This is a genomic window from Streptomyces spinoverrucosus, from assembly GCF_006539505.1.
Classification (GTDB): Bacteria; Actinomycetota; Actinomycetes; order Streptomycetales; family Streptomycetaceae; genus Streptomyces; species Streptomyces spinoverrucosus.
In genome coordinates this window covers 1-22638 of record NZ_BJND01000097.1, presented here as the reverse complement: position 1 = coordinate 22638, position 22638 = coordinate 1, and the positions used below count along the sequence as shown (strand labels likewise).

Genomic DNA, 22638 nt, shown 5'->3' with positions numbered 1-22638 from the left:
CGTTCAGGCCGCGGCTTGGAGAGGCCGTCCGCCCCAGCGGATGCCCTTCTCGCTGCGCGAAGTGGGCCTCTATCGGGTTCGCCCACGAGGCGTAGGTCGGGGTGAAGCACAACTCGACCTTGTGCTTCCTCGCCCAGCGACGGATGTCGGCGCCTTTGTGAGCGGACAGGTTGTCCAGGATCACATAGATCGGTGCGCCGTCGGGCCGGGCGGCACGGATCGACCTCAGCCCGGCCAGCGTGCTGGCGGCACCCTTCCCGCGGCGGTTGACGCCCCACAGAGTGTCGTCCCCGACCGAGTAACAGCCGTGGAAATACCGCACCCCGTGGGTGCGGTGGTAGGTGGCCGGCAGCCGGTCGGGATGTTTGCGCTCGGCCCAGCCCGAGCTTGCGGTTGGCCTGATCCCGAGCGGGCCGAACTCGTCGAAGGGAGCAGGCACCGTAACGCCTCACGGCCGATCCGGATGACGCGGCCGTGCACTTTCCGCAGGTAGGCGACGAGTTTGCGGATGGACCAGCGGGTGAAGGGCTGACCGAGCTTGGTGGGGCGGGTGGTGGCCGTCTGTATGACGAAGTCCTCGTCGTCAGTGCTGAGCAGGCGGGGACGGCCTCCCGCCCACCGAGACATCTCACGATGCCAAGTCGTCAAGCTGCTGTGGCCAGTTCGGAGGGGAAGGCGATGTGTTCATCGAACAGTTCGCCTGCCTGAAGGCAGTGGTAGAGCTGGCCGATCAGGCGGTTGAACAGGTGTCGCTGGGCGGCCGCGTACCAGTCTCCTTGCTCGCGTCGGCGCCGGTAGTGGGCGTCCGCGCCGGGAGAGGACCGCAGAGCGGAGAAGGCCCACAGGTAGCCGGCATGGTTAAGCCGGTCGTTCTTGACCATGCGACGCCCGACGTGATGTTTCTTGCCGGACGTGCGGGTGACGGGGGCGGAACCTGCGTAGGCCTTCAGGCCACGTGCGTCGACGAACCGCTGGCGGTCGTCACCGATCTCGGCCAGCACCCGGGCGCCGAGCTGCATCCCGAGGCCGGGGAAGCTCAAGATGACTTTGGCGTCCGGGTGTTGGAGAAAAGACTCCTCGACCGCCTCGGCGAGCTCGTCAGCAGCGAGGCAGGCGGCTTCCAACTGCCGTAGGAGGGCGAAGACCTGCTTGCCGAGCGCGTCTTCGACCAGCTGCGGCTGGCTCGCGTAATCGCCGCGGAAGACCTCGCGGAGCCGGTCGGCCTCGCCTTCGATGCCGCGGCTGCGGCCGGCTCGTTTGAGGGCGGATCGGAGCTGGGCGCGGGTGAGCCGGGCGGCCTGGCTCGGGGTAGGGGCAAGCTTGAGCAGTTCGAGGGCTTCGGGACGGCACAGGCCGTTTGTCCATCTGGCGAAGGCGTCCAGGGCGGCGGGGTAGTACTCGCGTAGCAGTGAGCGGACCTGGTTGGCGATCTGCTGCCGGTTCCAGGTGGCATCCTGCTGGGCGCGGGCGAGGACGGCAATGGCGCGTGCGAGGTCGGTGTCGGCCGGCAGCGGCCGGTGCATGGGCATATCGGTGCGCAGGATGTTGGCCAGCACCAGAGCGTCGCCAGGGTCGGACTTCTTGCGGGAGGCGCCGTGCCGGTCGCGGTAGCGGGCAGCGGCCATCGGATTGATCGCGAAGACCTTCCGATTGCCCTGCCGCAGGGCCGCGACCAGGAGGCCACGGCTGGTTTCGATGGCGATCGGGATCGGGTCGTCTTCCGTGTCGCCGTACTCGGCGAGCAGGTCCAGCAGCAGCCGGTAGCCAGCCGCGTCGTCGGTGACGCGACGCTTGGCCAGCAGCTGTCCGGTGTCGTCGATCAGGGCGACGTCGTGATGCTTCTCAGCCCAGTCGATCCCGCAGTAGATCAAGTTGCTCCTCCCCTTCGGCGCTGGCATCTGCGCTGGTCACGAGCGCATGCGGGCCACGCGGCTCCCTAATTCCAGGACTCTTCGGTCCGACATCTCACAAGCCGTTCGCGGCACCAGCGCATCCCACGGGCCTCGGTCTTGTCCAGAGCTCGGGGCTCGGGATTGGTAAGAGGTCATTGTGAAACGGGCCCGCACCACCAACTCCAACGAGTGAATACGCCGCGGGTGGTGGCGGCCGTGACGACGACGAACGTCACCGCTCTACCTAGAGGCCTCGCAGGCCGGGGCTTGTAAAGGTTGTCCGCCCGGCGTCCACGCGCCCGCCACCACCTCGAGCACTGGGGCCGTGCGCCGCTCTCAGTGAAGGCCTCACCAGCCTGGGTCCAGGAAGGCGTCACAGTCCCGTACTCGAACAGTCCGGCAGTGCTCCAAGAAGCCGCGCCGGTGCCGCTACCAACGAATTAGGGCTTGTATTCGTCGAGGACAGGGTCCTGTTGTACTGCCACTGGCCGCGGAAGAGGTCTTCCAGCTCAGCAGCGTCGGCGAGGCTCTTGGCGGTGCGGTAGGTCATGTGGAGTCGCCGACCGATGGAGCGGCGGCTGTGGCCAGCTTCCAGCTTGCCGAGGTTGCGTCGGACTCGATGATCTCGTGGGTAGGTCTCGGCGATGCGGTCCGCCCTGGCGCCGAGCCACCGTGTTCCGCGATCCTTCCTCTGAAGCGTGTCACTGGCAGGCGTGCTGGACCTGCGTGCCGCGGACGTCGACGAGTTGGGGGCGCGGTTCGGTGACCCCTCCGTACCGCCTCCGGCGAAGGCTCCCGCTCCGGCCCGGCCCGAACTCGCCCCGGTCCTGGTACGTGACGCCCCACGGAACGACCGCCGCACTGCTCGGTGGCCGCGCGGATGATGTGCCCGACCGCTACGCGCTGGCCTCGCCCCTCGAACGCCTGCCCCTGGGTGTGCCTCAGCTCGTCGTCCACGGGGACGCCGATAGGGGGTTCCACCCGCCCAGAGCCACACGTACATCACCGCCGCCCTGGAACGTGGCGATCAGGTGGAGTACGTCCAGGTCCCGGACGCGGACCACTTCGATGTCATCGATCCGGATCATCCTTCCTGGCAGGGAGTAGTGCGGCGACTGCCAGACCTTCTCCCGACCGGAGGGGAATGAGCGCCATGCGCGCCCGCTTGGTACGAGTCGACGGGCCTCGCGTCGGAGGTGCGGCGGGTCGGCGAGATGGAGGATCTGCAGCCCGGCCCCGGGGAGGTGCCGATCCGTGTGCACGCCTCGGGCATCAACCACGGGGACGTGATCAAGCGGCAGGACTGGACCGGCCACGGCATGGCTGGCCCCGGGCGATCCCGCACTCGGACGGCGCCGGCGTAGGCGGTGCACCTCTCCGATGGTGTCTCTTTCGAGCAGGGTGCCTGTCTGGGGATCTCCGGGATCACCGCGCACCGCGCCCTGTTCATGGACGGTCCGCTGCGGGACCCTGGGTGCTCGAGGTGGCGTTCGGGGCCAATGCGGACACCGATCTGGAGATACTCGCCGGGGGCGGGGTGATCGCCGCCTACGCCACCGACGGGGCACGCCCGGCTATCCCCTTCTGGCAGTTGGGCTTCCCGAACGTCACGGTGCACTTCCTGGGAAGCGACGTGAAGCCGTCGAGCGCGGCGACTCCGGAGGGCGCATCCTGATCGATCCATGCCTCTGACTGACCCGACCGACGGCTAAGCGTGTATAGTAAGGATCGTGACCATCAAGATTATGACCACTAGCCGGATGCTCCGGTGTCAAGTCCCGGAGGACTGGCGCCGGGGGCTTGCGGTGGTGGCCCACCCGGACGACCTGGAGTTCGGGGCCTCGTCGGCGATCGCCCGGTGGACCGCTCAGGGCAAGACCGTGGTCGATCTGCTGGTCACCCGTGGTGAGGCCGGAATCGAGTCCATGCCTCCCGAGCGCACCGCGGCGGTGCGGTCGGCCGAGCAGGTCGCCGCCGCCGGGATCGTCGGGGTGGATCGGGTCGAGTTCCTGGCCCACCCCGACGGCACGGTGGAATACGGCATCGCCTTGCGCCGTGACCTCGCCCGCGCCATCCGCCACCACTGCCCCGACGTGATCATCTCGCTCAACTTCCGGGAGTGCTTCGACAGCGGTGCGCTCAACCACGCCGACCACCGCGCCGTGGGCTCGGCGCTGATCGACGCGGTTCGTGACGCGGCGAACCGGTGGGTGTTCCCCGAGCTGCTCGACGAGGGACTCCAGCCGTGGTCCGGAGTCCGCTGCGCCTTGTTCAGCTCGTCGCCGGAGGCTGAGCACTTCGTCGACGTCACGGCACACTTGGACCGGGGTGTGGAGTCGTTGGCGGCGCACGAGGCGTACCTCGACAACCTTGCGGGAGGCTTCGACCCCGAGCAGTTCCTGCGCCGTCAGGCCACTGACGCCGGACGCCGCGCGGGAGTGCCGCTGGCGGTCGCCTTCGAAGTGGTCCCGCTGTGAGAAGGGATCAGCGCCCGGCGTCCTTCCGTGGCTCCCGCCTGCTGGCCGCGGTCTCGTCGAAATGCGCGAGCTGCTGGGCGGTGATATCCCGGAAGGCGCCCTTGAATGCCGCGTACTTCCGTTCGCCGATCGCCTCCGCGTGCCGCTGCTCGATGGCGGCCATGATCGCGTCCGACTTCTCCATCTGGTCCCGGCCCCGGCGGGTGGGGACGATCAGCTTGGCCCGCCGGTCCCGGGGGTCGGGCCGGCGCTCGACGTACTCCAGGGCTTCCAGCTCGTCGATCAGGTTGCCGATGACCTGCTTATGAGTGCCCGACTGCCGGGACAGTTCCGTCGCGCGGGTGCCCTCCTCGTCGAGAAAGCCCATCACGGCGCCGTGCTGTGGCCGTAGCTCGGGGTGACCTTGCTCGGCCAGCGTCTCGAAGAGCTCCTTCTGGATCGAGAAGAGCAGGCGCGTGGACAGAATCCCGAGGTCCGGATCCTTGAGCTTGCGTTCGCTGCGCCGCACTGCGACACCCTCCTCGTCACCGTTATTGACTGTCACCATCCGTAATAATAGTGGGCACAGAGGGGGGTGGTCAGGGCTGCCGTCGTGCGCCCGTCGTGGATCCGCCCCGTCACCCGGTGCGAGTCGCGCTTGGATCGAGGGTCTGCACGCGGTGAGCGATCTTCCAGTGACCGTCGATCTTATGCAGTTCGTCGGTGTAGGTGCCGGTGGCGTGGACGGCGGGTGCTTGTTCGATCTCGGCGACCCAGTACCACGACCGGGCCGTGGCGCGAGTGCCGTTCACGTCGATCATGATTGGACCGGTCATGTGCCGTTTGCCGGCCGTGAACCCCTGGTCGCGCAGGCCGATGAACATCCTTCTGATTTCCGCTCGCCCCGTCGCCGAGGTGAAGGGGCTCTCGTACCGTCCGTCCTCGGTGTACAAGTCGGCGTACCCATCTGCGTCCTGCAGGTCGATATAGATCTGGTGGCGGTTGAGCGACTCGGTGATCTGGATGACATCGGCGGTCGTATCCACGGCATCGCACTTTCGTCAGAGATTGAATAGTCACTGATCTTGACCAAACTTCCGAGGTGTCCCTGGGTAGTTCCTGGGATCACTGTGCGGCGGTGACCGGAGTTCCGCCACCAGGGCCGGGAGGAATGCAGACCGAGGTGCCGGGCGGCCCGGTGCCGGAGAGGGAGGCGTCATGGCGGACTACGGCAGGCCGGTGGAGTTCGGGTACTCCACCGAGCCCGGGCGGTACGACGAGGTACTGGATGCGGTCCTGCTGGCTGAGCGGCTGGGACTTGACCTCGTGGGCATCCAGGACCATCCGTATCAGGGAAGGTTCCTGGACACATGGACGCTGCTGAGCAGCCTGGCCGCCCGCACCGAGCGGATCCGCTTCTTTCCCGACGTGTCCAATCTGCCCCTGCGGCCTCCGCCGCTGATCGCCAAGTCGGCGGCGACTCTGGATGTCATCAGTGGCGGCCGCTTCGAACTCGGATTGGGGGCTGGTGGCGCATGGGAGGCGGTGGAGGCGTACGGCGGCGAGCGGCGTACCGCCGGAGAGGCGGTCGCGGCGCTCGAAGAGGCGATCGCGGTCATCCGGCTCCTCTGGAGCGAGCGGCCCTCGGTGCGCTATGAGGGGCGGTTCTATTCACTGCGCGGCGCGCACCCGGGGCCGCTCCCCGTCCACGACATGGGTATCTGGCTCGGTGCCCTCGGACCGCGCTCCCTGGAGCTGACCGGACGACTGGCAGACGGCTGGGTGCCCTCGTCGCCGTTTCTGCCGCCGCCCCGGCTGCCGGAGGCTCACGCCCGGATCGACGACGCCGCCCGGTCGGCTGGTCGGTGCCCCGAGGGCATCCGACGCTTGTACAACGTCAACGGCCTGATCACCGACGGGCCGGGGCAGGGCTTTCTCGTCGGGCCTGTCGAGCAGTGGGTGGAGGAGCTGACCGGCCTCGTCGTCGAGGGCGGCATGGACACCTTCGTCTTCTTCCCCAGGGGGCCTGTCGGCCGTCAGCTGCCGCGGTTCGCCGAAGAAGTGGTGCCCGCCGTCCGGGAGTGTGTCGCCCGCGCGCGGGGCACTGGTCCGGCGGCTTCGCGCTGACCGGCTCCTTGCTCCTTCGGCGCTGGACGCCGGACCTCGGATGGGAATACGATCAATGTAGTCACAGTTATTGACTATCAAAGACCTGACTAAATGTGGTGAAGGAGTCGACATGAAGACCATCCGGAAGGCAGCCGCACCCGTCGTCGGTGTGCTCGCGGGTGCTGTGGCCACGGGTCTGCTGCTGGGTGGGAACGCCACCGCCACGGAGCGCGACGCTCGTAGTGACCGGTTCGCCATCCGCGAGGTGATCGACCGTCACCAGATGTACATCGATCTGAGGGACGCCGACAGCTACGCCAACCTGTACGCCAAGGACGGCCACTACCGGAGCCCGTTCGGCTCCGCCGACGGCCGCAGCGAGATCAAGGCCATGTTCATCGACCTGGCCGAGAAGGGCTTCACCAAGGGCAAGCGGCACATGAGCGGACCGGCCATGATCGAGACCAACGGCACGACCGCCACCGCCCGTTCCTGGTACTGGGTCGCGGAGACCGAGAAGGAGCACGCCGTCTACGCCACCGGCACCTACACCGACAAGCTCCGCAAGCTGAACGGCAAGTGGGAGATCGTTCAGCGCGTACAGACGCTGGACGAACTCGCCCCCGCGAGCCAGTAACTCCGCCGAGCGGACCGCTCTGCCAATCGCTTGCTCCTCCGCTCGCGGACGTCACCGCACCGAGCTCTCCTCGGCGCGGTGACGGGTCTGCCGGTCACCCCGTCCCGCACCAGAGGTCGTCATGTCTCAGGAATTCCGATCCACCGCCCTTTCCTCCGTCTCTCCCGAGGGTGGCCGCCCGGACACCAGCCCGCCTGCCGGCCGTGTGGTCGCCGCGCTCTCGGTAGCGGTGCTGGCCTACGGGCTGCTGCAGACCCTGGTCGCTCCGGTCCTGCCCACGTTCCAGCGGCACTTCGAGGTGAGCGGCGACTGGGCCGCGTGGGTATTCACCCTCTACCTGCTCTCCGGCGCCGTACTGACTCCTGTACTCGCCCGACTCGGCGACCGGTGCGGCAAGCGCCGGGTCCTCCTCGCCTCACTCGCCGTCTTCGGCGCGGGCACCGTGCTGGCCGCCCTGGCCTGGAACTTCCCCGTCCTACTACTGGCGCGCGCGGCGCAGGGGGCCGGTGCGGCCGCACTTCCCCTGTCCTTCGGCCTCATCAGCGCCCTGCTCCCCAAGCAGCGGATCGGCCAAGGCCTCGGGATCGTATCCGCGATGATCGGCGCGGGCACCGGTCTCGGCTTCGTCATCGGCGGCCTGCTGATAGATCACGCGTCATGGAGGTGGATGTTCGCCGTACTCGCCGGCGTCATCGCGGTCGCCTTTCTGCTGGTGGCCCGTTGGATCCCCAACGACACGGCGCGCCGGGACGAACCTCAGGACACACTGGGCACCATTCTGCTCTCGCTCGGCCTGGTGGCCCTGCTCCTCGCGATCACCCAGGGCCCGCACGCCGGGTGGCTCTCCGCCCCGGTGCTCGGCCTCTTCATCTCCGCTGCCGTATTGCTGGCCGCCCTGGCGGTGGCCGAGACGCGCACGCGGCACCCGCTGCTTGAACCGCGCGTCTTCCTCGACCGGCCGATGCTGCTGACCCACTGCGCTGCGGCGCTCTTCTACGCCGCGGCCCTAATCTTCTTCCTCCTCGTGCCGACCCTCGCCCAACTGCCGACGCACGGGCCAGAAGGTGCCACACAGGGATTCGGCTTCACCGTGACCGCCGCCGGCCTGCTCATGCTCCCCTCGGCGCTGCTGCAGGTTGTGGTGGCGCCGCTCGTACCGGCGCTGGAGCGGGCGTTCGGCTATCGCGCCCCCTTGCTCGGAGGACTGTTGCTCGTACTCACCGGGAGCTTGGCGCTGGCACGCTGGCATGCCACTCCGGTGCAGGTGCTCGCCGATTCCGTACTGCTGGGAACGGGCGCTGCCTTCAGCTTTGCGGCACTGCCGTCGCTCGTGGTCCGCTTCGCTCCGGGACATGCGATAGCCACCGCCAACGGCCTCAACACCGTCGTCCGCACAGTCGGCGGTGTCATCGGGACCCAGGTCGCCATCGCGATCCTCAGCGCCCATTCAGTCACCGGCTCGGCGCTGCCGAGCGAGGGTGCCTTCACCGTCGTGTTCGCGCTCGGCGCCATATTTGCGGCGGTCGGTGTGGCAGTGGTCCTGCTCCTGCCTCGTACTGCCGCCACGCGTTGAAGGGTGGGGCGCGCCGCAAATCAGCTGACGAGCAGTCGGAGCATTTGAGGGCTTCCCAGCCCGTTGCGGGAGTGGGGAGCCCCTGCTCGCGTCGGAAAGCGAATCGGCTGCGGACTGGTTCGACTGCTCCCCGTGTTCTCGTTCGGCTGGGTCGAGCTGCTGGTTCCCTTCGCGCGCGAGGCCAACCCGGTGGCACAGGCCTGCGGTGTGGTCGCCGTGTACTTCGCGGCCGCCATCCAGATCACCTCTCTGTTCAAGTCCCGGACCTCGGGTCAGCCGCGGGTCTTCAGGCCACAGTCCGGGTTGACCCGGAGCCGCTCGGTCGGGATGGCTCCAAGTGCCTTGCGCAGCAGACCCGCCGCCTCGTCCACGCTGGGGATCCGCGGGGAGTGGATGTCCTAGACACCGGGCCCTGCCTCACGCGGATAGCCGGGCGAAGCCAGCTCTCGGGCGACCTGCATGTGGGAGCGGGCGGCCTCCAGACTGATGACATGGGTGTCGAGGTCGTCGAAGGCCTGGGGAACGTCGCCGAACTCGGCGTAGCACACGCAGCCGCAGCTCCGGACACCTCGCCTCCGGCACGCCAATGTCCGAAGTATGAACAATGCGCAGTTCAATGTTCCCAGGGCGTCCCCATTGCGTGCCTGACGGCCCTCCAGAGAGGTTCCCTGGAAGGCCTTCAGTGTGCTGACCTGTAGCTTTGTAGTGCCCTCAGCAGGATTCGAACCTGCGACACCCGCTTTAGGAGCACGATCATAAGCTCACTGGTCCTGCCTGATCTGGCTTGATGCTTCGCGGTTTCCGCAGGTCAGCGGCCAGATGAGAGAAGGCGGCGGAGCGATCTTGCACGATCCTTCGCGGACCTTCTTTGTCTTGCTGTTCCCATCAGGTCCCCGTTCGGAACCGGAACTGCTACGCCTGGGTCGCCTCCCGGCTCCTCCAACTGCCGTACGGCGGCGACTTCTGCGGCCAGGCGCTGCTGGGCGCGTTGGAGTCGTGCCTTGTCTTCGCCGACAAGGGTCGGATGCCGACTCAGGACTCCGGCTTCCCCCCAACCGTGCTGTCCAGTCCGGCCTCACTCCGGGAGAGCGGATAGACCGGGCTCTCATCGGGGACGTACGGCCCAGCCCGCGTCGCCCACGCGAAAGTCACCTCCGCTGTGTCGGTCACCCGGATGCACGCGTCGGTCTGGGTCCCCGTGACGATGAGCCGCCGACGCCAACCACTGAACTGATTCGCCGAAAGACTTGTGGCAGTACGTGGAAGAAGGTGCCAGGGCGTTCGATCCTTCACCGTAGACGAAGTTCGACTCTTCGAACTCATATTCCTACTTCGGCCTCGACTGTGGTACCAGGTGGGCGTGTTTAATCGTTTCTGCATGATATTCAATTACCGTACAGCCGAGAGGTGTTCATTTCCCGGAGTGTTATGGCCGGGGGACGAGGGTTCTACCGTCCTCGGTGACCAGTCGGCGGCGCTCAACACGATCATCCGTCCCTTCTCGATGAAGGAGTAGATGTGGAACGCCGTTCTCTTCTCCGTGCCGCCGTCGTCGGCGCCGGCGCGGCAGCCTTCTCCGGTTCCCTGTGGCGGCAGGCCGCCGCCTACCCCGCTCTCCCCGGCACCAGCCCGTACGGGTCCCTGCGGTCGGCCGATGTCAACGGCATCATGCTCCCGGCCGGGTTCACCAGCCGGGTGATCGCCCGCTCCACCCAGACCGTGCCCGGCACCAACCACACCTGGCACAAGGCACCCGACGGCGGCGAGTGCTTCGCCGATGGAACGGGTTGGATCTACGTCTCCAACGCCGAGGTCGGCAGCGGCGGTGGTGGCGTCAGTGCCGTTAAGTTCAACAGCAACGCCCAGATCACCGACGCGTACACCATCCTGTCCGGCAGCAACCGCAACTGCGCGGGCGGCTCCACCCCGTGGAACACCTGGCTCTCCTGCGAGGAGGTCAGCACCGGCTACGTCTACGAGACCGACCCGTGGGGCGTCAACGCCGCGGTCCGGCGGCCCGCGATGGGCCGGTTCAACCACGAGGCCGCCGCCTCCGACCCGGTCCGCAAGGTCATCTACCTGACCGAGGACGCCTCCGACGGCTGCTTCTACCGGTTCGTTCCCACCACCTGGGGCGACCTGTCGTCGGGCACCCTGCAGGTCCTCAAGGAGTCCTCCGGCGTGCTGTCCTGGGCGAACGTGCCCGATCCGGACGGCAGCCCCACCGCCACCCGCGACCAGGTCTCGGGAGCCAAGCTGTTCAAGGGCGGCGAGGGCTGCTGGTACCGCAACGACATCTGCTACTTCACCACCAAGGGCGACAACCGCGTCTGGGCCTACAACGCGTCCGCCAACACCATCGCGGTGGTGTACGACGACAACGTCTCCGGCGCCCCGCTCACCGGCGTGGACAACATCACCGCCTCTGCCGCCGTCGGTGACCTCTACGTCGCCGAGGACGGCGGCAACATGGAGATCTGCATCATCACCCCCGACGACATCGTCGCCCCGTTCCTGCGGATCACCGGCCAGTCCTCCTCCGAGATCACCGGACCGGCGTTCAACCCCGCGGGCAACCGCCTGTACTTCTCCTCCCAGCGCGGCACCTCCGGCTCCAGCAGCGGCGGCATCACCTACGAGGTCACGGGCCCCTTCCGCACCTCCTTGTGATCAACCTGAGGCCGGTCGCTCGGTGACCGGGCGGCGCGGGCTGTCCACACACCACCGCAGCCCGCGCCGCCTCCCCCTCCACATCACCGGCGAGCGCAGCCCACGCCTGGCAAAGCACGCCCGCGCCGGGATCGCCATCGCCCTGAGAACCACATGCCTCCAAGGTTCACGGCTCACCTGCCCTGCGCTGTCCCGCCTGGACGGTGGCCTGGGCAAGGAGGCCACCACCCCGCCCACCTCCGGCCAGCTCTCCGTGGCCACCCTGAACGTGCAGAACCTGGACGCCAAGGACCCGCAGAGCAAGTTCGACGCCCTGGCCGGCCAGATCGTCACCAACCTCGCCTCACCCGGCATCATCGCCCTGCAGGAAATCCAGGACAACAACGGCCCCGAAGGCGGAACCCCGACGCCGGCCAGACCTGGGCCAAGCTGATCAACGCCATCAGCGCAGCCGGTGGCCCCACCTACGACTATCGCCAGATCGACCCGGTCAACGGCGCCGACGGCGGCGAACCGAACGGCAAAATCAGGGTCGGATTCCTCTTCCGCACCGACCAGGTCTCGTTCGCACCCGGCACCCACGGCGACGCCACCACCGCCGTCCAGGTCTCCGACAGCGGCATCACCGGCGACCGAGTGGCACTCAGCCTCAACCCCGGCCGCATCGACCCGGGCAACTCGGCATTCAGCAACAGCCGGAAACCGCTGGTCGGCAAGTTCTACTTCGGCGGCACGCCGGTGTTCGTCGTCGCCAACCACTTCAACTCCAAGGGCGGCGACGACCCGCTTCGGCCGCTACCAGCCGCCGAAGTTCCCCAGCGAAACCCAGCGCAACGCCCAGGCGCAGATCGTCGCCGCCTTCTACAAGAAGAACCCCGCAATCGACCCGAACGCCCGGGTGATCCTGGCCGGAGACCTCAACGACTTCGAGTTCTCCACCGCCATCAGCAAGCTCACCGCCGCCGGGCTCACGGACCTCCCGGCCGCCCTGCTCGACAGTGACCGCTACACCTACATCTTCGACGGCAACTCGCAGGTCCTCGACCACCTGCTGATCTCCCCGGCCCTGGTCACCGCTGGCTACGCCTTCGACGTCGTGCACACCGACAGCGAGTTCACCGCCCGGCCCACCGACCACGACCCCCAGATCGCGCGCCTGACCATTCCGTAAGCCGCACTCCAGGCAGCAACGGCTTCTGGTGGCCCCGGCCCACGTGCCGTGGCCGCCACGGGAATCCGCCCCTCCCCGTTCCGTGGAGGATCTGTCGTCTCGTTCCCGTGCCTTGTCCCCGACCGGCCGCAGGACATCCCTCAGCAGCGGGTGTCGGCCTCACCCCGCCGGTGACCGCCGCGGTGCCGGACGCCGTGCGGCTGATCCTGGGGGACAGCGCCGTCAGCCGTCCGATGTCCTCGCCTCCTGGACCTGCGACTCGGGCCCACAAGTATCAGGGTGGACATGGAGAGGACGACATGAGCGAGACGAGGGGCAGCGGTACCGGAGCCGGGGTGCAGAGCGGGGAGCCCGCACCGGCGGTCTGGGCTCCGCTGGCCCACCCGGTCTTCAGGGCGTTGTGGATCGCTCAGCTCGCCTCGGCCATTGGGACGTGGATGCAGACGGTGGCCGCCCAGTGGCTCATGGTCCAGTGGGGGCCGGCGTTGGTGGCACTGGTGATGACAGCGTCCATGCTGCCGGTGTTCGTGCTGGGACTGCCGTCGGGGGTACTCGCCGACCTGGTGGACCGCCGCCGTCTGCTGGTGGCCGCGCAGTTGCTCATGCTGGTGACGGCGGGCGCTCTTGCGGGGCTGACCTGGGCCGGGCTGACCACACCGGTCGTGCTGCTGGGCTTGGTCTTCCTGCTGGGGTGCGGTACGGCGCTGATGGGTCCGGCGTGGCAGGCGATCCAGCCGGAGCTGGTGCCGCGAGAGCAGTTGCTCCAGGCGGCCTCGCTGGGTGCGGCGAATGTGAACATCGCCCGGTCGGTCGGCCCTGCGCTGGGCGGACTGCTCGTCGCGGTGGCCGGGCCGGCCTGGGTCTTCGCGCTGAACGCAGTCTCGTTCATCGGTGTCGTGGTGGTCCTGGCGCGGTGGCGGCGGCCTGCTCAGGCGCTGGTCGGGGGTGAGAGGGAGCGGGCGCTGGCGGCGTTGTGGGCAGGCGGGCGGTACGTGCGCAACGATCCCGAGGTACGAAGGGTCCTTCTGCGGGTCCTGCTGTTCGTACCTCCCAGCGCCGCCTTGTGGGCCCTGCTGCCGGTGGTTGCCAACCGGGTGCTGGGTCTGGGCGCCGGTGGATACGGGCTGCTGCTCGCTGCGGTGGGCGTGGGAGCCGTCTCCGGCGCGGCGGTGCTCCCCCGGGTCAGCCGCCGGTGGGGCAGCACCCTGCTGGTCGCCGTCGGCAGCGCGGCGCTGGCTCCCGTGCTCGTGGTGATGGCGGTCGTGGACGTCCCCGCGCTACTGGCCGTGCTGCTCGTGGTGGCCGGGCTGGCCGAACTGGCGGTGCTCTCCACCTTCAATGCCTCCCTCCAGCTGCTGATGCCCGCCTGGGTGCGGGCGCGCGGGCTGGCGATCTCCATGACCGTTTTCATGGGAGGGGCGGCCTTCGGTGCCGCGTTCTGGGGGGCGCTGGCCTCGCGTATCGGGCTCACCGAGACGCTGTTGATCGCCGCGGGCGTGCTGCTGCTGGGGGCGGCCACCGTAGGTGTCTGGCCGCTGAGCGAGGCGGCCGGACTCGACCGTTCGGCCTCCATGCACTGGCCCGTACCCAGTCTGGTGTTCGAGCCCCCGCCGGACCGCGGCCCGGTCCTGATCAGCATCGAGTACCGAGTGCCGACCGAGAACACGGCCGCGTTCGTGGCGACGATGCAGGAGCTTGCCCTGGCCCGGAGGCGTACCGGCGGTATGGACTGGGGGCTGTACCAGGACGCAGACGATCAGCAGAGATTTCTGGAGAACTACCTTGTCGCCTCCTGGTCCGAGCACATGGCACAGCACGGTGGGAGGCTCACCGGGGCCGACCGGGAGCTCGAGGAGCAGGCATGGGCGCTGCTGATGGAACCTCCTGCCGTCACCCATGCCTTCGCCGCCACTGGTCGGCGAATCCGGCAAGGGCAAGGAGTTGCACCACGCGCAGTCCGCGGAATAACCGGAGAAGGACAACCGGAGAAAGAGGAAGGGAGCAATAAGAGAGAGCAGGGAGAGGGGGGAATGGGGTTCGAGAGGGACAGACATGACTGACACATCCGCCGTATCCCGTTTCCATGAGCCGCTGTCCCGGGAGAACGCGGCGCTGCTGCTGGTCGACCACCAGATCGGGCTGCTCACCGGCGTGCGGGACATCGACGTGGCACAGCTGAAGCACAACGTGGTGGGCCTGGCCAAGGCCGCGCAGACGCTTGAAGTGCCGATCGTGGCCACCACCACGGCGGCCGAGAGCATGTGGGGACCGCTGGTCCCGGAGCTGGCCGAAGTGCTGCCGCCGGAGCTGGAGATCATCGACCGGAGCACGGTGAACGCCTGGCATGAGCCGCGGGTGCGGGAGGCCGTCGAGGCGACCCGCCGACAGAAGATCATCATCGCCGGTGTGTCGACCGAGGTCTGCGTCGCCTTCCCGGCCATCGCCGCGACCACAGCCGGGTACACGGTATTCGCCTCGGTCGACGCATCAGGGACCTTCAGCGAGACCAAACGCGCTGCCGGCCTGCTGCGTATGCACCAGGCCGGGGTGATCCTCACCGACTACGCCACCGCCGCCGTCGAGATGCTCGAGGACAACGCCTCACCGCTGGCACCCGACCTGTACGCGGCGATCGACATGCCGTTCGCGGTCCTGGTCGGACAGCTCGCCACTGCGTACGCCAAGCGTTCCTGACCTGATCAGGCCAACGACGTGCCGACCAGCCGTCCGGGCGCGAACGTCACACCGGCGGCGGCTGTCAGTACCACCAGCTGACGCACCGCTCCTCGCACCACGCCGCGGTGCAAGGAGCGGGACAGCGCGCCGCCGATGACCGCGGCCGCCAGCGCGGTCGCCACCAACGAGCCCCCGACGGCCGCCTCTCTCCCCCTCCCGCCAAAGGAACCAGGGCGGCAGCGGGACGGCGGCTCCGAGTGCGAACAGCACCGAGGAGAAGGCGGCGGCGCCTTCGGGCTGCCTGGTTCATCAGGATTGGTGCCCAGCAGCGCGCGGGAGGTCACCCGCAGCCGGCCGTCCTGATGGCCGATGACATCGCGTGCCATACGCGCGGCGGAATCGGGCCGGTGCTCGTTGCGGACGAACTCCTCCCGCAGGCGCCGTTCCACACTGCCGGGACCGTACGGCGGCGCGTCCTTCGAGGGCTGCATGGCGTCTCCAAGCGGACGGGTGGCGGATGCTCCGGAGGTCTCCCGTGGCGTGATCTTGTCTATCCCGCCGAGGCGCGAATAGGGTGCCACTAGTCACTATCCTTGACCATCAAGATTATGACGATATTGGGCGGGTGACCGCCCCCTGACACAGGAGACGCCTCATGAGCGAGAACCTCGCCGGAACCAGCCGCTTCCACGAGCCTCTGACCCGCGACAACGCCGCCCTGCTCCTCGTCGATCACCAGATCGGCCTATTCACCGGTGTGCGCGACATCGACGTCGCCACGCTGAAGCACAACGTTGCAGCTCTGGCCAAGGCCGCGCAGGTGCTGGACATCCCCACCGTGGTGACCACCACCATGGCGGACGGCATGTGGGGCCCGCTCGTACCGGAGCTGGTCGAGGTCCTCCCCTCGGATCTGGAGGTGATCGACCGCGGCACCGTCAACGCCTGGGACGAGCCGCGCGTCCGTCGGGCTGTGGAGGCCACCGGTCGCAAGAAGCTGATCATCGCGGGCATCTCCATCGAGGTCTGCCTTGCCTTCCCGGCGATCTCCGCCACGGCCGCCGGCTATGACGCGTACGCGGCCATCGACGCCTCCGGCACCTTCAGTGAGACCAAGCGCACGGCGGGTCTGCTGCGGATGCAGCAGGCGGGCGTCGTCGTCACCGACTACGCCACCGCGATGGTCGAGATCCTCGCCGACAACTCCGACCCGAAGGCCTACGAGGTCTACGGGGCGCTGGACATGGCGTTCGCCACGCTGGTGGGTCAGCTGTCCTCCGCTTACTCCAAGAACGGCTGACCCGTCCAGCCGCCGAGCCGCTCCCGCGGGGCACTACCCCCGTAACCGCGCCGCGGGAGCTCCCCCGGGTGCCGGGCCCTATTCCTCCGCACGGCCCGGCACCCGGCCCCAGCCCCCTTGCCCCCCCACCCGGTGCAGCGCACTGCGCAATCCGGGGTGTGAAGGAGAAAGGCCATGCCTGCGGTAACCGTCGACTCACCTCTCACTCCTGCCACGCATCCCGCGTCCCGGTGAAACCACCCGACAACGTCCCGTCCTCGCCGTGACCACCGCCCCTCAGGGCTTTGAGGGCGAGGGATTCCCCGTGCGCAGGCCCTGGCGGGGATCGACCTGCGCCATCTCGATCCGTTCCTGATGGTGGATCAGATGGGCGAGGTGGAGTACAGCCCCGGCGAGCCCAAGGGAACACCGTGGCACCCTCACCGGGGATTCGAGACCGTCACCTACATGGTCGATGGCGTCATGGAGCACCGGGACTCCAACGGAGGCGGCGGTGTCATCACCAATGGGGACACCCAGTGGATGACGGCCGGTTCCGGCATGCTGCACATCGAGACGCCGCCCGCGGTTCCCAGCTGGAGTTTCTCGCCAGTGACGATCGCGGCGCCCTGGTCCGGCTGATCGCCGGTGAGCTGGCAGGCAGTCACGGGCCGGGTGCGACGCACACGCCGATCACCCTGCTCCATGCCACTCTCAGCCCCGGTGCCCTGCTCACCCTTCCCTGGCGCCCGGACTTCAACGCTCTCGTCTACGTTCTGGCGGGCCGGGGCCGGCGCGGGTGAGGAGCGGCGACCGCTGCACTCCGGTCAGCTCGCCGTCTTCGGCCCGGGCGAAGCGATCAGCGTCGCAGCCGACGAGAAACAGGAGAGCAGGTCACCGGCGCTCGACGTGGTCGTTCTCGGCGGCCTGCCGATCCGTCAGCGAGTCGCCTGGAACGGTCCTTTCGTCATGAACACCCGCAGTGAATTTCTTCAGGCGTTCGACGCCTTCCAGGCCGGACGGTTCGGCCTGATCCCGGCCGCATGACCCGCGCCGGGATCGCCCCAGGGCCTCCCGGCTGCGGGCCCGCCTCCACGACCCCGAGCCATCGCAGGAAATCCCATGACCGGCATCGACCGCCGCAGTCCCGCCCGAGGGCGCACCGACCCCGTGACCGTGCTGGTGGAACGCCGTGTGCTTCCCGGCAGGGAGGAGGAGTTCCGGTCGTGGGCGTACGGCATCCTGGCCGAAGCCGCCGACTTCCCCGGATATCTCGGCGGCGGCGTCCTGCACCCGGCAGCCGCAGACGACCGCTGGCACCTTGTCTACCGGTTCACCGACCAGGCCTCCCTGCACGCCTGGGAGAGCTCACCGCACAACGAACGCTGCCTCCACCATGGTAGAGAACTGCACGAGCTGGTCCGCACCCGCCATCTGTCCGGCTTGGAGGATTATTCGTTCTGCCGGACCGGGCCGCGCCGCCCCGCTGGAAGCTCACTCTCGTGGCAGTGGCCGCCGTGTATCCCCTCTCGCTCCTCGCCGACGTTCTCCTCGTGCCGTAAACAGGCAGCCTTCCCTCAGCCCTGCGCAACGCACTGATCGCGCTCTTCTTCAGCGCCGGCATGACGTATGCGCTGCTGCCCGCGCTTTCCCGCGGCCTGCGCCGTCGGCTGACCGGTCCGTCACCGTCGTCCGCACCCCAACCCGAGGACAGCCATGCGTGACCTCCAGTTCGGTTTCTCGCTCACCCCACCACCGACATCGCGGCACACCGTGACCTGGTGCACGAGGCGGAGGAGGGAGGACTCGACTCATAGGGGTGCAGGACCATCCCTACAGCCCGGCGCTCGTGGACACCTTCACCCTCATCGCCATGCTTCTGGAGCCACGGAGCGGCTGCGGTTCTTTCCGGACGTGGCCAACCTGCCACTGTGTCATCCCTCGATGCTGGCCAAGACCGCGGCTTCGCTCGACCTGCTCTCCGCAGGCCGCTTCGAACTCGGTATCGGTAGCGGCGGCTACTGGTCCGCCATCGCCAGGATGGCAGTGACGCCCCAACTCGGGCGGGCGGAAGCCCTGGCCCGGCTGGAAGAGGCCGTCCACATCCTGAGAGCACTGTGGCGGTCGGCGCCCGAGCCGGTCACGTCCAGGGGCCCCCGTTCTGGTCGCGGCTCGGTGAGCCGCACACCGTTTATGGTAATAATCTTGACGGTCAAGATTCATTACTAATAGGTTGTGGACCGCCGTAGGAGCGCCGAACTTAAGAGATCGTCACGATAAGGGGCTCTTGCTGATCACGAGGAGAGCCAGCAGGGAGAATTTGCATGAAGCACGCACTAAAGCGGACATTGCAGGTGGGTCTCGCGACGGTGGTCGCCTCCGTCATCAACGCGGGACTCCTGACGCAGAGCGCCCACGCCGCAGAGAACACCTGGATCAAGAACCTGGAGACCGGTAACTGCATCACCACCATCACCTGGTCGGACGCGCCCCGCGTCGAAGACTGCAGATTCGGTGACCGGTCACAGCTCTGGGATCGGGTCGGGTCCACCATTCGCAAGGCCTACACGAACCAGTGCCTCGACAGCAACTACAGCGGGAACGTCTACTGGATCGAATGCAACGGCGGGAACTACCAGAACTGGCGGTATCTGTCCGGTAACCGCGTGCAGAACGCGCAGACCGGCATGTATCTGGGTGTCCAGCCGGGTTACGGCTGGGTCATAACCCACTCCTCGCCCACACTTAACGAGTGGGAGTTCTTCGGCGGCGAGTGACCCAAATCTCGCGGCGCCGCCGCAGGAGGGTCCAGACCTACTGGCGGTCCAGCCCCTCCTGCGGGCCGGCCCGGTCAGCCCTTGACCGGCTTGCCCCGTCCCCAGATGGCCGATGAGCAAGGCGCATCGGAAAAACTGCACGTCGGATGGCCTGGTGTGCGTAGGCGTCGGGAGGCTCGGCAGGTCCGGAGCGGTAGTCCACCGGCAAGATCGTCCGTCAGCGGGCGACTTCCCGGTTCGTCAGCACCAGCAGGGCCCGCACCAGCGCAGTCGCCCACCTCGGATCCGTGCGGATCTTGCCGAGGACACGCCAGTTCTTGAGATGGGCGAAGCCGTGCTCGACCGGGGCCCGCACCGCGCCCAGTGCCTTGTTGGACAGCTTCTGACCACGGGTCAGGGGCCGGGTTCCGGCGGCCTTGTAGCCGATGATCACCGCCGGGTCGGCCTCCGGACCGGCATCGTCGAGTCCGACGAACCCCAGGTCGGCGATCGCGCCGAGACCGGCACGCGCGCTGGGACTGCTGACCGCCGGGCTCGCGGAAGGGCTGGCGGCCGTACATGACTGCGAGATGGTGCACCGCGACCTGAAGCCGGGGAACGTCCTGCTGGCAGCGGACGGCCCCCGGCTGATCGATTTCGGCATCGCGCGGGCAGCCGAGGAAACGCAGTTCACCGGCACCGGGATGGCCATCGGGACGCCCGGTTTCATGGCTCCGGAACACATCCTGCGCAACGATGCCGGGCCTGCATCGGACGTGTTCTCTCTCGGCGCCGTGCTCGCCTACGCGGCGACCGGCCGCCTTCCGTTCGGGACGGGCGTCCCGCACGCGGTGAACTACCGGGTGGTGCACGAGCACCCCGACCTGTCGGGGCTGCCCGCGGCCCTCGCCGCGCTGGTCGCGGACTGCCCGGCCAAGGACGCCCCGCGGCGGCCGACCCTGGCGCAGATCCTCGACCAGGTACCCGCCCCGGACGACTCGGGGATATCGTGGCTGCCGCCCAACCTCACCACGATGATCGACGAGCGAGACGTCTGCCCTCCAAAGCCGGACGACACCGTCTCCCCCGAGACCGGGCCAGAGGCGGACGAGGAGCGCGGAGCCGACCGGGTGCGGCAGCAGGATCAGGAGCGGGAACGGGAACGGGAAGGTCTGCCCCACCACATCGACGCGCTGATCCGCCTGGCCGAGCTGGAGGTGGACGCCGGGAATCCGGAGGAGGCCCGCAGGCTGTTCCAGCAGGCCATCGAGGCCGGCGGCACCCCCGAGCAGACTGCCGACGCGCTCACCAGCCTGGGCTGGCAGGAGGCGCAGGCCGGGAATCTGGACGAGGGCCGCAGGCTGTACCAGCAGGCCATCGGGATCGGCCCTCCCTGGCACAAGGGCAACGCGCTCAATTGCTGGGGCCTGCTGGAGAGAGGTGCTGGGAACGTGGAGGAGGCCGCGGCCTCTTCGAGCGGGCGATCGAGAACGGCCAATGGGGCATAGTCATGGGTGCGTCGTGGAACCTGGCCGTGGTGGAGGTGGAGGCCGGGAATCTGGAGGAGGCACGCAAGCTGCTTCAGCAGGCCACCGAGGCCGATGGCCCACCCGAGCAGAAGGCTGATGTGCTCATGTATTGGGCCGACGTGGAACGCAACGCCGGGAACCATGAACGAGCCCGCCACCTCTACAAACAGGTCCTTGACGTCAAGTATCCACCCGCCAAGCCGAGCAAGTGAGTCGGTGCTGACGGCGCCCCTGAAGGCGACCCTGATCCACTTCTAGGGGCGTGTTTCGAAAGTGCTTGCTAGGCCAGCGCATCCAGGCGGTCCAGGTCAGCCTGGGACAGCCGCAGCGCGCCGGCGGTGATGTTCTCGGCCAGGTGGGCGGGGTCGGACGTGCCCGGGATCGCCAGAACGTTCGGCCCGCGGTGCAGCGTCCAGGCCAGCCGAACCTGCGCAGGTGTCGCGCCCTGTGCGCGCAACCGCATGGAGCCGGATGTCGTGGGTGTCGTCGGCAGACGCCTCGCGTCGCTGGCCCGAGATCGCGAAGAACGGCACGAAGGCGATGCCCTGCTGGCGGCAGCTGTCCAACAGGCCGTTGGCGTCCGCGAGCCGCCGGTCCAGGCCGTACGGGTTTTGCACGCAGACCACGGGCGCGATGGCCTGGGCCTCGGCGAGATGTTCAGGTGTGACACCGGACAGGCCCAGGTGGCGGATGAGTCCGGCCTCCCGCAGTTCGGTCAGTGCGCCGAAGTGCTCGGCGATCGACACGCCACCGGTCCAGCGCAGATTGACGACGTCGAGGTGGTCCCGGCCGAGCTGGCGCAGGTTCTCCTCAACCTGCCCGCGCAGTTGCTCGGGCCTGGCCATGGGCAGCCATTCGCCTGACGGATCTCGCCCCGGTCCGACCTTGGTGACGATGATCAGATCGTCGGGGTATGGCGCCAACGCTCGGTTGATCAGTTCGTTGGCGGAGCGCAACGGTGAGAAGTAGAACGCGGCGGTATCGATGTGGTTTACCCCGTGCTCGACCGCGCTCCGTAGAATCCCGACTGCGAGCTCGCGGTCGATCGGGTCGCCGTCGGAATTCCCTCTCATCCCGTTGCCGGTCAGCCGCATCGCGCCGAACCCGAGCCGGTTCACCTCCAGGTCACCGAGCTTCCAGGTGCCCGCAGCCGCCGCAGTGACCGTCGCTGATTCCACCGTGACCCACTCCCATGATTGTCGACCGCCAGGCGCTGGTTTTTGCCCTCCGGCCGGCCGTTACGGCCACCACCGGGTTCGGTCCGGGAGTATGGGGTGGCAACCGCCACGGTGAGAAGGCATACACGATCGGCGAAAAGTCACACCGGAGACGGGAACTCAACGCCAATACAAAGTCGTTGGAGGATGCGTATCGGTTCACCGGAGCCCCGGCCCAAAGCGTCTATATTCCTGAAGTGGATCAAGGCCATGCGATGATCACGTCTCGTGGCTTGAGGAATACGGTTCCGCACCCGGACCGGCATACCGTGGCGGGACCTGCCCGAACGGTACGGGCCGTGGGAGACGGTGTACGGACTGTTCCGCCACTGGCAGCGCGACGGTACCTGGCGCCGCATTCTCGAACAGCTCAAAGCCCGGGCCGATGCGAAGGGTCTGATCACCTGGGACGTCTCGGTGGACTCCACCATCGCTCTTGCCCACCAGCACGCGGCCGGTGCCCGCAAAGGGGGACCGCATCACCCGCCGGGCACCTGTCCACCTTGGGCTTCGTGGATGATGCACGCCCGTCGGCATGCCCGCGACTACGAACGGCTCGTCCAGCACTCCGAAACTCTGATCACCTGGCCCGCAATCATTCTCCCCGCAGACTCACCGCTGCCCCGGTCAACTCGGCAGTGCTGGCGAAGATGCGGGAGCTGGTGCAGACGGC

Annotated in this window: 22 protein-coding genes and 6 pseudogenes; 19 read left to right on the top strand and 9 right to left on the bottom strand. The window is 68.0% G+C overall.

The features are described from left to right. Window positions 1–3: 3 nt before the first annotated feature. Both SSP24_RS39365 and SSP24_RS39360 read right to left on the bottom strand, forming a co-directional pair. A pseudogene (locus tag SSP24_RS39365) lies at window positions 4–621 on the bottom strand (transposase); the annotation flags it as partial. Between the two features lie 23 nt (window positions 622–644). Then, window positions 645–1898, bottom strand: coding sequence for an IS110 family RNA-guided transposase (locus SSP24_RS39360; protein WP_167529834.1), 1254 nt, complete (start codon window positions 1896–1898; stop codon window positions 645–647). Between the two features lie 692 nt (window positions 1899–2590). Here SSP24_RS39360 and SSP24_RS39355 point away from each other — a divergent pair. Further along, window positions 2591–2776, top strand: a complete 186-nt coding sequence (locus SSP24_RS39355; RefSeq protein ID WP_141315583.1) for a hypothetical protein — start codon at window positions 2591–2593, stop codon at window positions 2774–2776. Window positions 2777–2833: 57 nt separating this feature from the next. On the opposite strand, the gene SSP24_RS43245 is transcribed toward SSP24_RS39355, so the two are convergent. Continuing rightward, complete coding sequence (locus SSP24_RS43245; protein ID WP_167529833.1) at window positions 2834–2980, bottom strand: hypothetical protein; 147 nt, start codon at window positions 2978–2980, stop codon at window positions 2834–2836. Between the two features lie 386 nt (window positions 2981–3366). On the opposite strand from SSP24_RS43245, the gene SSP24_RS39350 reads away from it, so the two are divergent. Both SSP24_RS39350 and SSP24_RS39345 read left to right on the top strand, forming a co-directional pair. Then, the gene (locus SSP24_RS39350; RefSeq protein ID WP_141315581.1) at window positions 3367–3567 is read left to right on the top strand and encodes a hypothetical protein; all 201 of its coding nucleotides are present in this window, start codon (window positions 3367–3369) and stop codon (window positions 3565–3567) included. Window positions 3568–3622: 55 nt separating this feature from the next. After that, entirely contained in the window at window positions 3623–4369 is a 747-nt protein-coding gene (locus SSP24_RS39345) for a PIG-L deacetylase family protein (RefSeq protein WP_229866350.1), read from the top strand. 7 nt (window positions 4370–4376) lie between these two features. Here the strand turns inward: SSP24_RS39345 and SSP24_RS39340 are convergent, their stop codons facing one another. Both SSP24_RS39340 and SSP24_RS39335 read right to left on the bottom strand, forming a co-directional pair. Further along, the gene (locus SSP24_RS39340; protein WP_141315579.1) at window positions 4377–4916 is read right to left on the bottom strand and encodes a MarR family winged helix-turn-helix transcriptional regulator; all 540 of its coding nucleotides are present in this window, start codon (window positions 4914–4916) and stop codon (window positions 4377–4379) included. Window positions 4917–4986: 70 nt separating this feature from the next. Beyond that, window positions 4987–5394, bottom strand: coding sequence for a nuclear transport factor 2 family protein (locus tag SSP24_RS39335; RefSeq protein ID WP_141315577.1), 408 nt, complete (start codon window positions 5392–5394; stop codon window positions 4987–4989). 172 nt (window positions 5395–5566) lie between these two features. Here SSP24_RS39335 and SSP24_RS39330 point away from each other — a divergent pair, with 172 nt between their 5' ends. The 3 genes from SSP24_RS39330 (at window position 5567) to SSP24_RS39320 (ending at window position 8667) form a co-directional block, all read left to right on the top strand. Next, window positions 5567–6475, top strand: a complete 909-nt coding sequence (locus SSP24_RS39330; protein WP_141315575.1) for an LLM class flavin-dependent oxidoreductase — start codon at window positions 5567–5569, stop codon at window positions 6473–6475. A 112-nt stretch (window positions 6476–6587) separates the two neighbouring features. Then, window positions 6588–7094 carry a nuclear transport factor 2 family protein gene (locus tag SSP24_RS39325; protein WP_141315573.1) on the top strand — a complete coding sequence of 169 codons (507 nt, stop codon included), beginning with the start codon at window positions 6588–6590 and terminating at the stop codon, window positions 7092–7094. A gap of 121 nt (window positions 7095–7215) precedes the next feature. Then, window positions 7216–8667, top strand: a complete 1452-nt coding sequence (locus SSP24_RS39320) for an MFS transporter (RefSeq protein ID WP_141315571.1) — start codon at window positions 7216–7218, stop codon at window positions 8665–8667. Between the two features lie 275 nt (window positions 8668–8942). Here the strand turns inward: SSP24_RS39320 and SSP24_RS39315 are convergent. Beyond that, window positions 8943–9215, bottom strand: a pseudogene (locus SSP24_RS39315) (5-methyltetrahydropteroyltriglutamate--homocysteine S-methyltransferase); the annotation flags it as partial. 970 nt (window positions 9216–10185) lie between these two features. On the opposite strand from SSP24_RS39315, the gene SSP24_RS39310 reads away from it, so the two are divergent. From SSP24_RS39310 to SSP24_RS39290, 5 genes are all read left to right on the top strand, one after another. Then, the gene (locus SSP24_RS39310) at window positions 10186–11337 is read left to right on the top strand and encodes an alkaline phosphatase PhoX (protein ID WP_141315569.1); all 1152 of its coding nucleotides are present in this window, start codon (window positions 10186–10188) and stop codon (window positions 11335–11337) included. A gap of 22 nt (window positions 11338–11359) precedes the next feature. Further along, window positions 11360–11770 carry a hypothetical protein gene (locus tag SSP24_RS39305; protein ID WP_141315567.1) on the top strand — a complete coding sequence of 137 codons (411 nt, stop codon included), beginning with the start codon at window positions 11360–11362 and terminating at the stop codon, window positions 11768–11770. Between the two features lie 465 nt (window positions 11771–12235). Beyond that, a complete protein-coding gene (locus SSP24_RS39300; protein WP_141315565.1) occupies window positions 12236–12508 on the top strand; it encodes an endonuclease/exonuclease/phosphatase family protein in 273 nt (90 codons plus the stop codon). Between the two features lie 299 nt (window positions 12509–12807). Continuing rightward, complete coding sequence (locus SSP24_RS39295) at window positions 12808–14568, top strand: MFS transporter (protein WP_141315563.1); 1761 nt, start codon at window positions 12808–12810, stop codon at window positions 14566–14568. Then, window positions 14561–15202, top strand: a complete 642-nt coding sequence (locus SSP24_RS39290; protein ID WP_141315561.1) for an isochorismatase family protein — start codon at window positions 14561–14563, stop codon at window positions 15200–15202. The genes SSP24_RS39295 and SSP24_RS39290 overlap by 8 nt, the downstream gene beginning before the upstream one ends. Window positions 15203–15207: 5 nt before the next feature. Here the strand turns inward: SSP24_RS39290 and SSP24_RS43240 are convergent, their stop codons facing one another. Then, window positions 15208–15366, bottom strand: a complete 159-nt coding sequence (locus tag SSP24_RS43240) for a hypothetical protein (protein ID WP_167529832.1) — start codon at window positions 15364–15366, stop codon at window positions 15208–15210. A 473-nt stretch (window positions 15367–15839) separates the two neighbouring features. Between SSP24_RS43240 and SSP24_RS39285 the strand changes: the two genes are divergently transcribed. The 5 genes and pseudogenes from SSP24_RS39285 (at window position 15840) to SSP24_RS39265 (ending at window position 19240) form a co-directional block, all read left to right on the top strand. Further along, window positions 15840–16484, top strand: a complete 645-nt coding sequence (locus SSP24_RS39285; protein ID WP_141315559.1) for an isochorismatase family protein — start codon at window positions 15840–15842, stop codon at window positions 16482–16484. Window positions 16485–16658: 174 nt separating this feature from the next. Beyond that, a pseudogene (locus SSP24_RS39280) lies at window positions 16659–17510 on the top strand (pirin family protein). A gap of 75 nt (window positions 17511–17585) precedes the next feature. Beyond that, window positions 17586–18062 (top strand): antibiotic biosynthesis monooxygenase, encoded by a 477-nt coding sequence (locus tag SSP24_RS39275; RefSeq protein ID WP_141315557.1) that lies wholly within the window; start codon window positions 17586–17588, stop codon window positions 18060–18062. 117 nt (window positions 18063–18179) lie between these two features. After that, complete coding sequence (locus SSP24_RS44625) at window positions 18180–18692, top strand: LLM class flavin-dependent oxidoreductase (protein ID WP_141315555.1); 513 nt, start codon at window positions 18180–18182, stop codon at window positions 18690–18692. 95 nt (window positions 18693–18787) lie between these two features. After that, window positions 18788–19240, top strand: coding sequence for an RICIN domain-containing protein (locus tag SSP24_RS39265; RefSeq protein WP_141315553.1), 453 nt, complete (start codon window positions 18788–18790; stop codon window positions 19238–19240). Window positions 19241–19457: 217 nt separating this feature from the next. On the opposite strand, the pseudogene SSP24_RS39260 reads toward SSP24_RS39265, so the two are convergent. After that, a pseudogene (locus SSP24_RS39260) lies at window positions 19458–19745 on the bottom strand (transposase family protein); the annotation flags it as partial. Here SSP24_RS39260 and SSP24_RS39255 point away from each other — a divergent pair. After that, window positions 19666–20727, top strand: a complete 1062-nt coding sequence (locus tag SSP24_RS39255; protein ID WP_141315551.1) for a protein kinase domain-containing protein — start codon at window positions 19666–19668, stop codon at window positions 20725–20727. The pseudogene SSP24_RS39260 and the gene SSP24_RS39255 sit on opposite strands and share 80 nt — an antisense overlap. Window positions 20728–20729: 2 nt before the next feature. Next, entirely contained in the window at window positions 20730–20960 is a 231-nt protein-coding gene (locus tag SSP24_RS39250) for a tetratricopeptide repeat protein (protein WP_141315549.1), read from the top strand. A 68-nt stretch (window positions 20961–21028) separates the two neighbouring features. On the opposite strand, the pseudogene SSP24_RS39245 reads toward SSP24_RS39250, so the two are convergent. Next, a pseudogene (locus SSP24_RS39245) lies at window positions 21029–21926 on the bottom strand (oxidoreductase). Between the two features lie 276 nt (window positions 21927–22202). On the opposite strand from SSP24_RS39245, the pseudogene SSP24_RS39240 reads away from it, so the two are divergent. Then, window positions 22203–22439: pseudogene (locus tag SSP24_RS39240) on the top strand (transposase); the annotation flags it as partial. Window positions 22440–22638 lie beyond the last annotated feature (199 nt).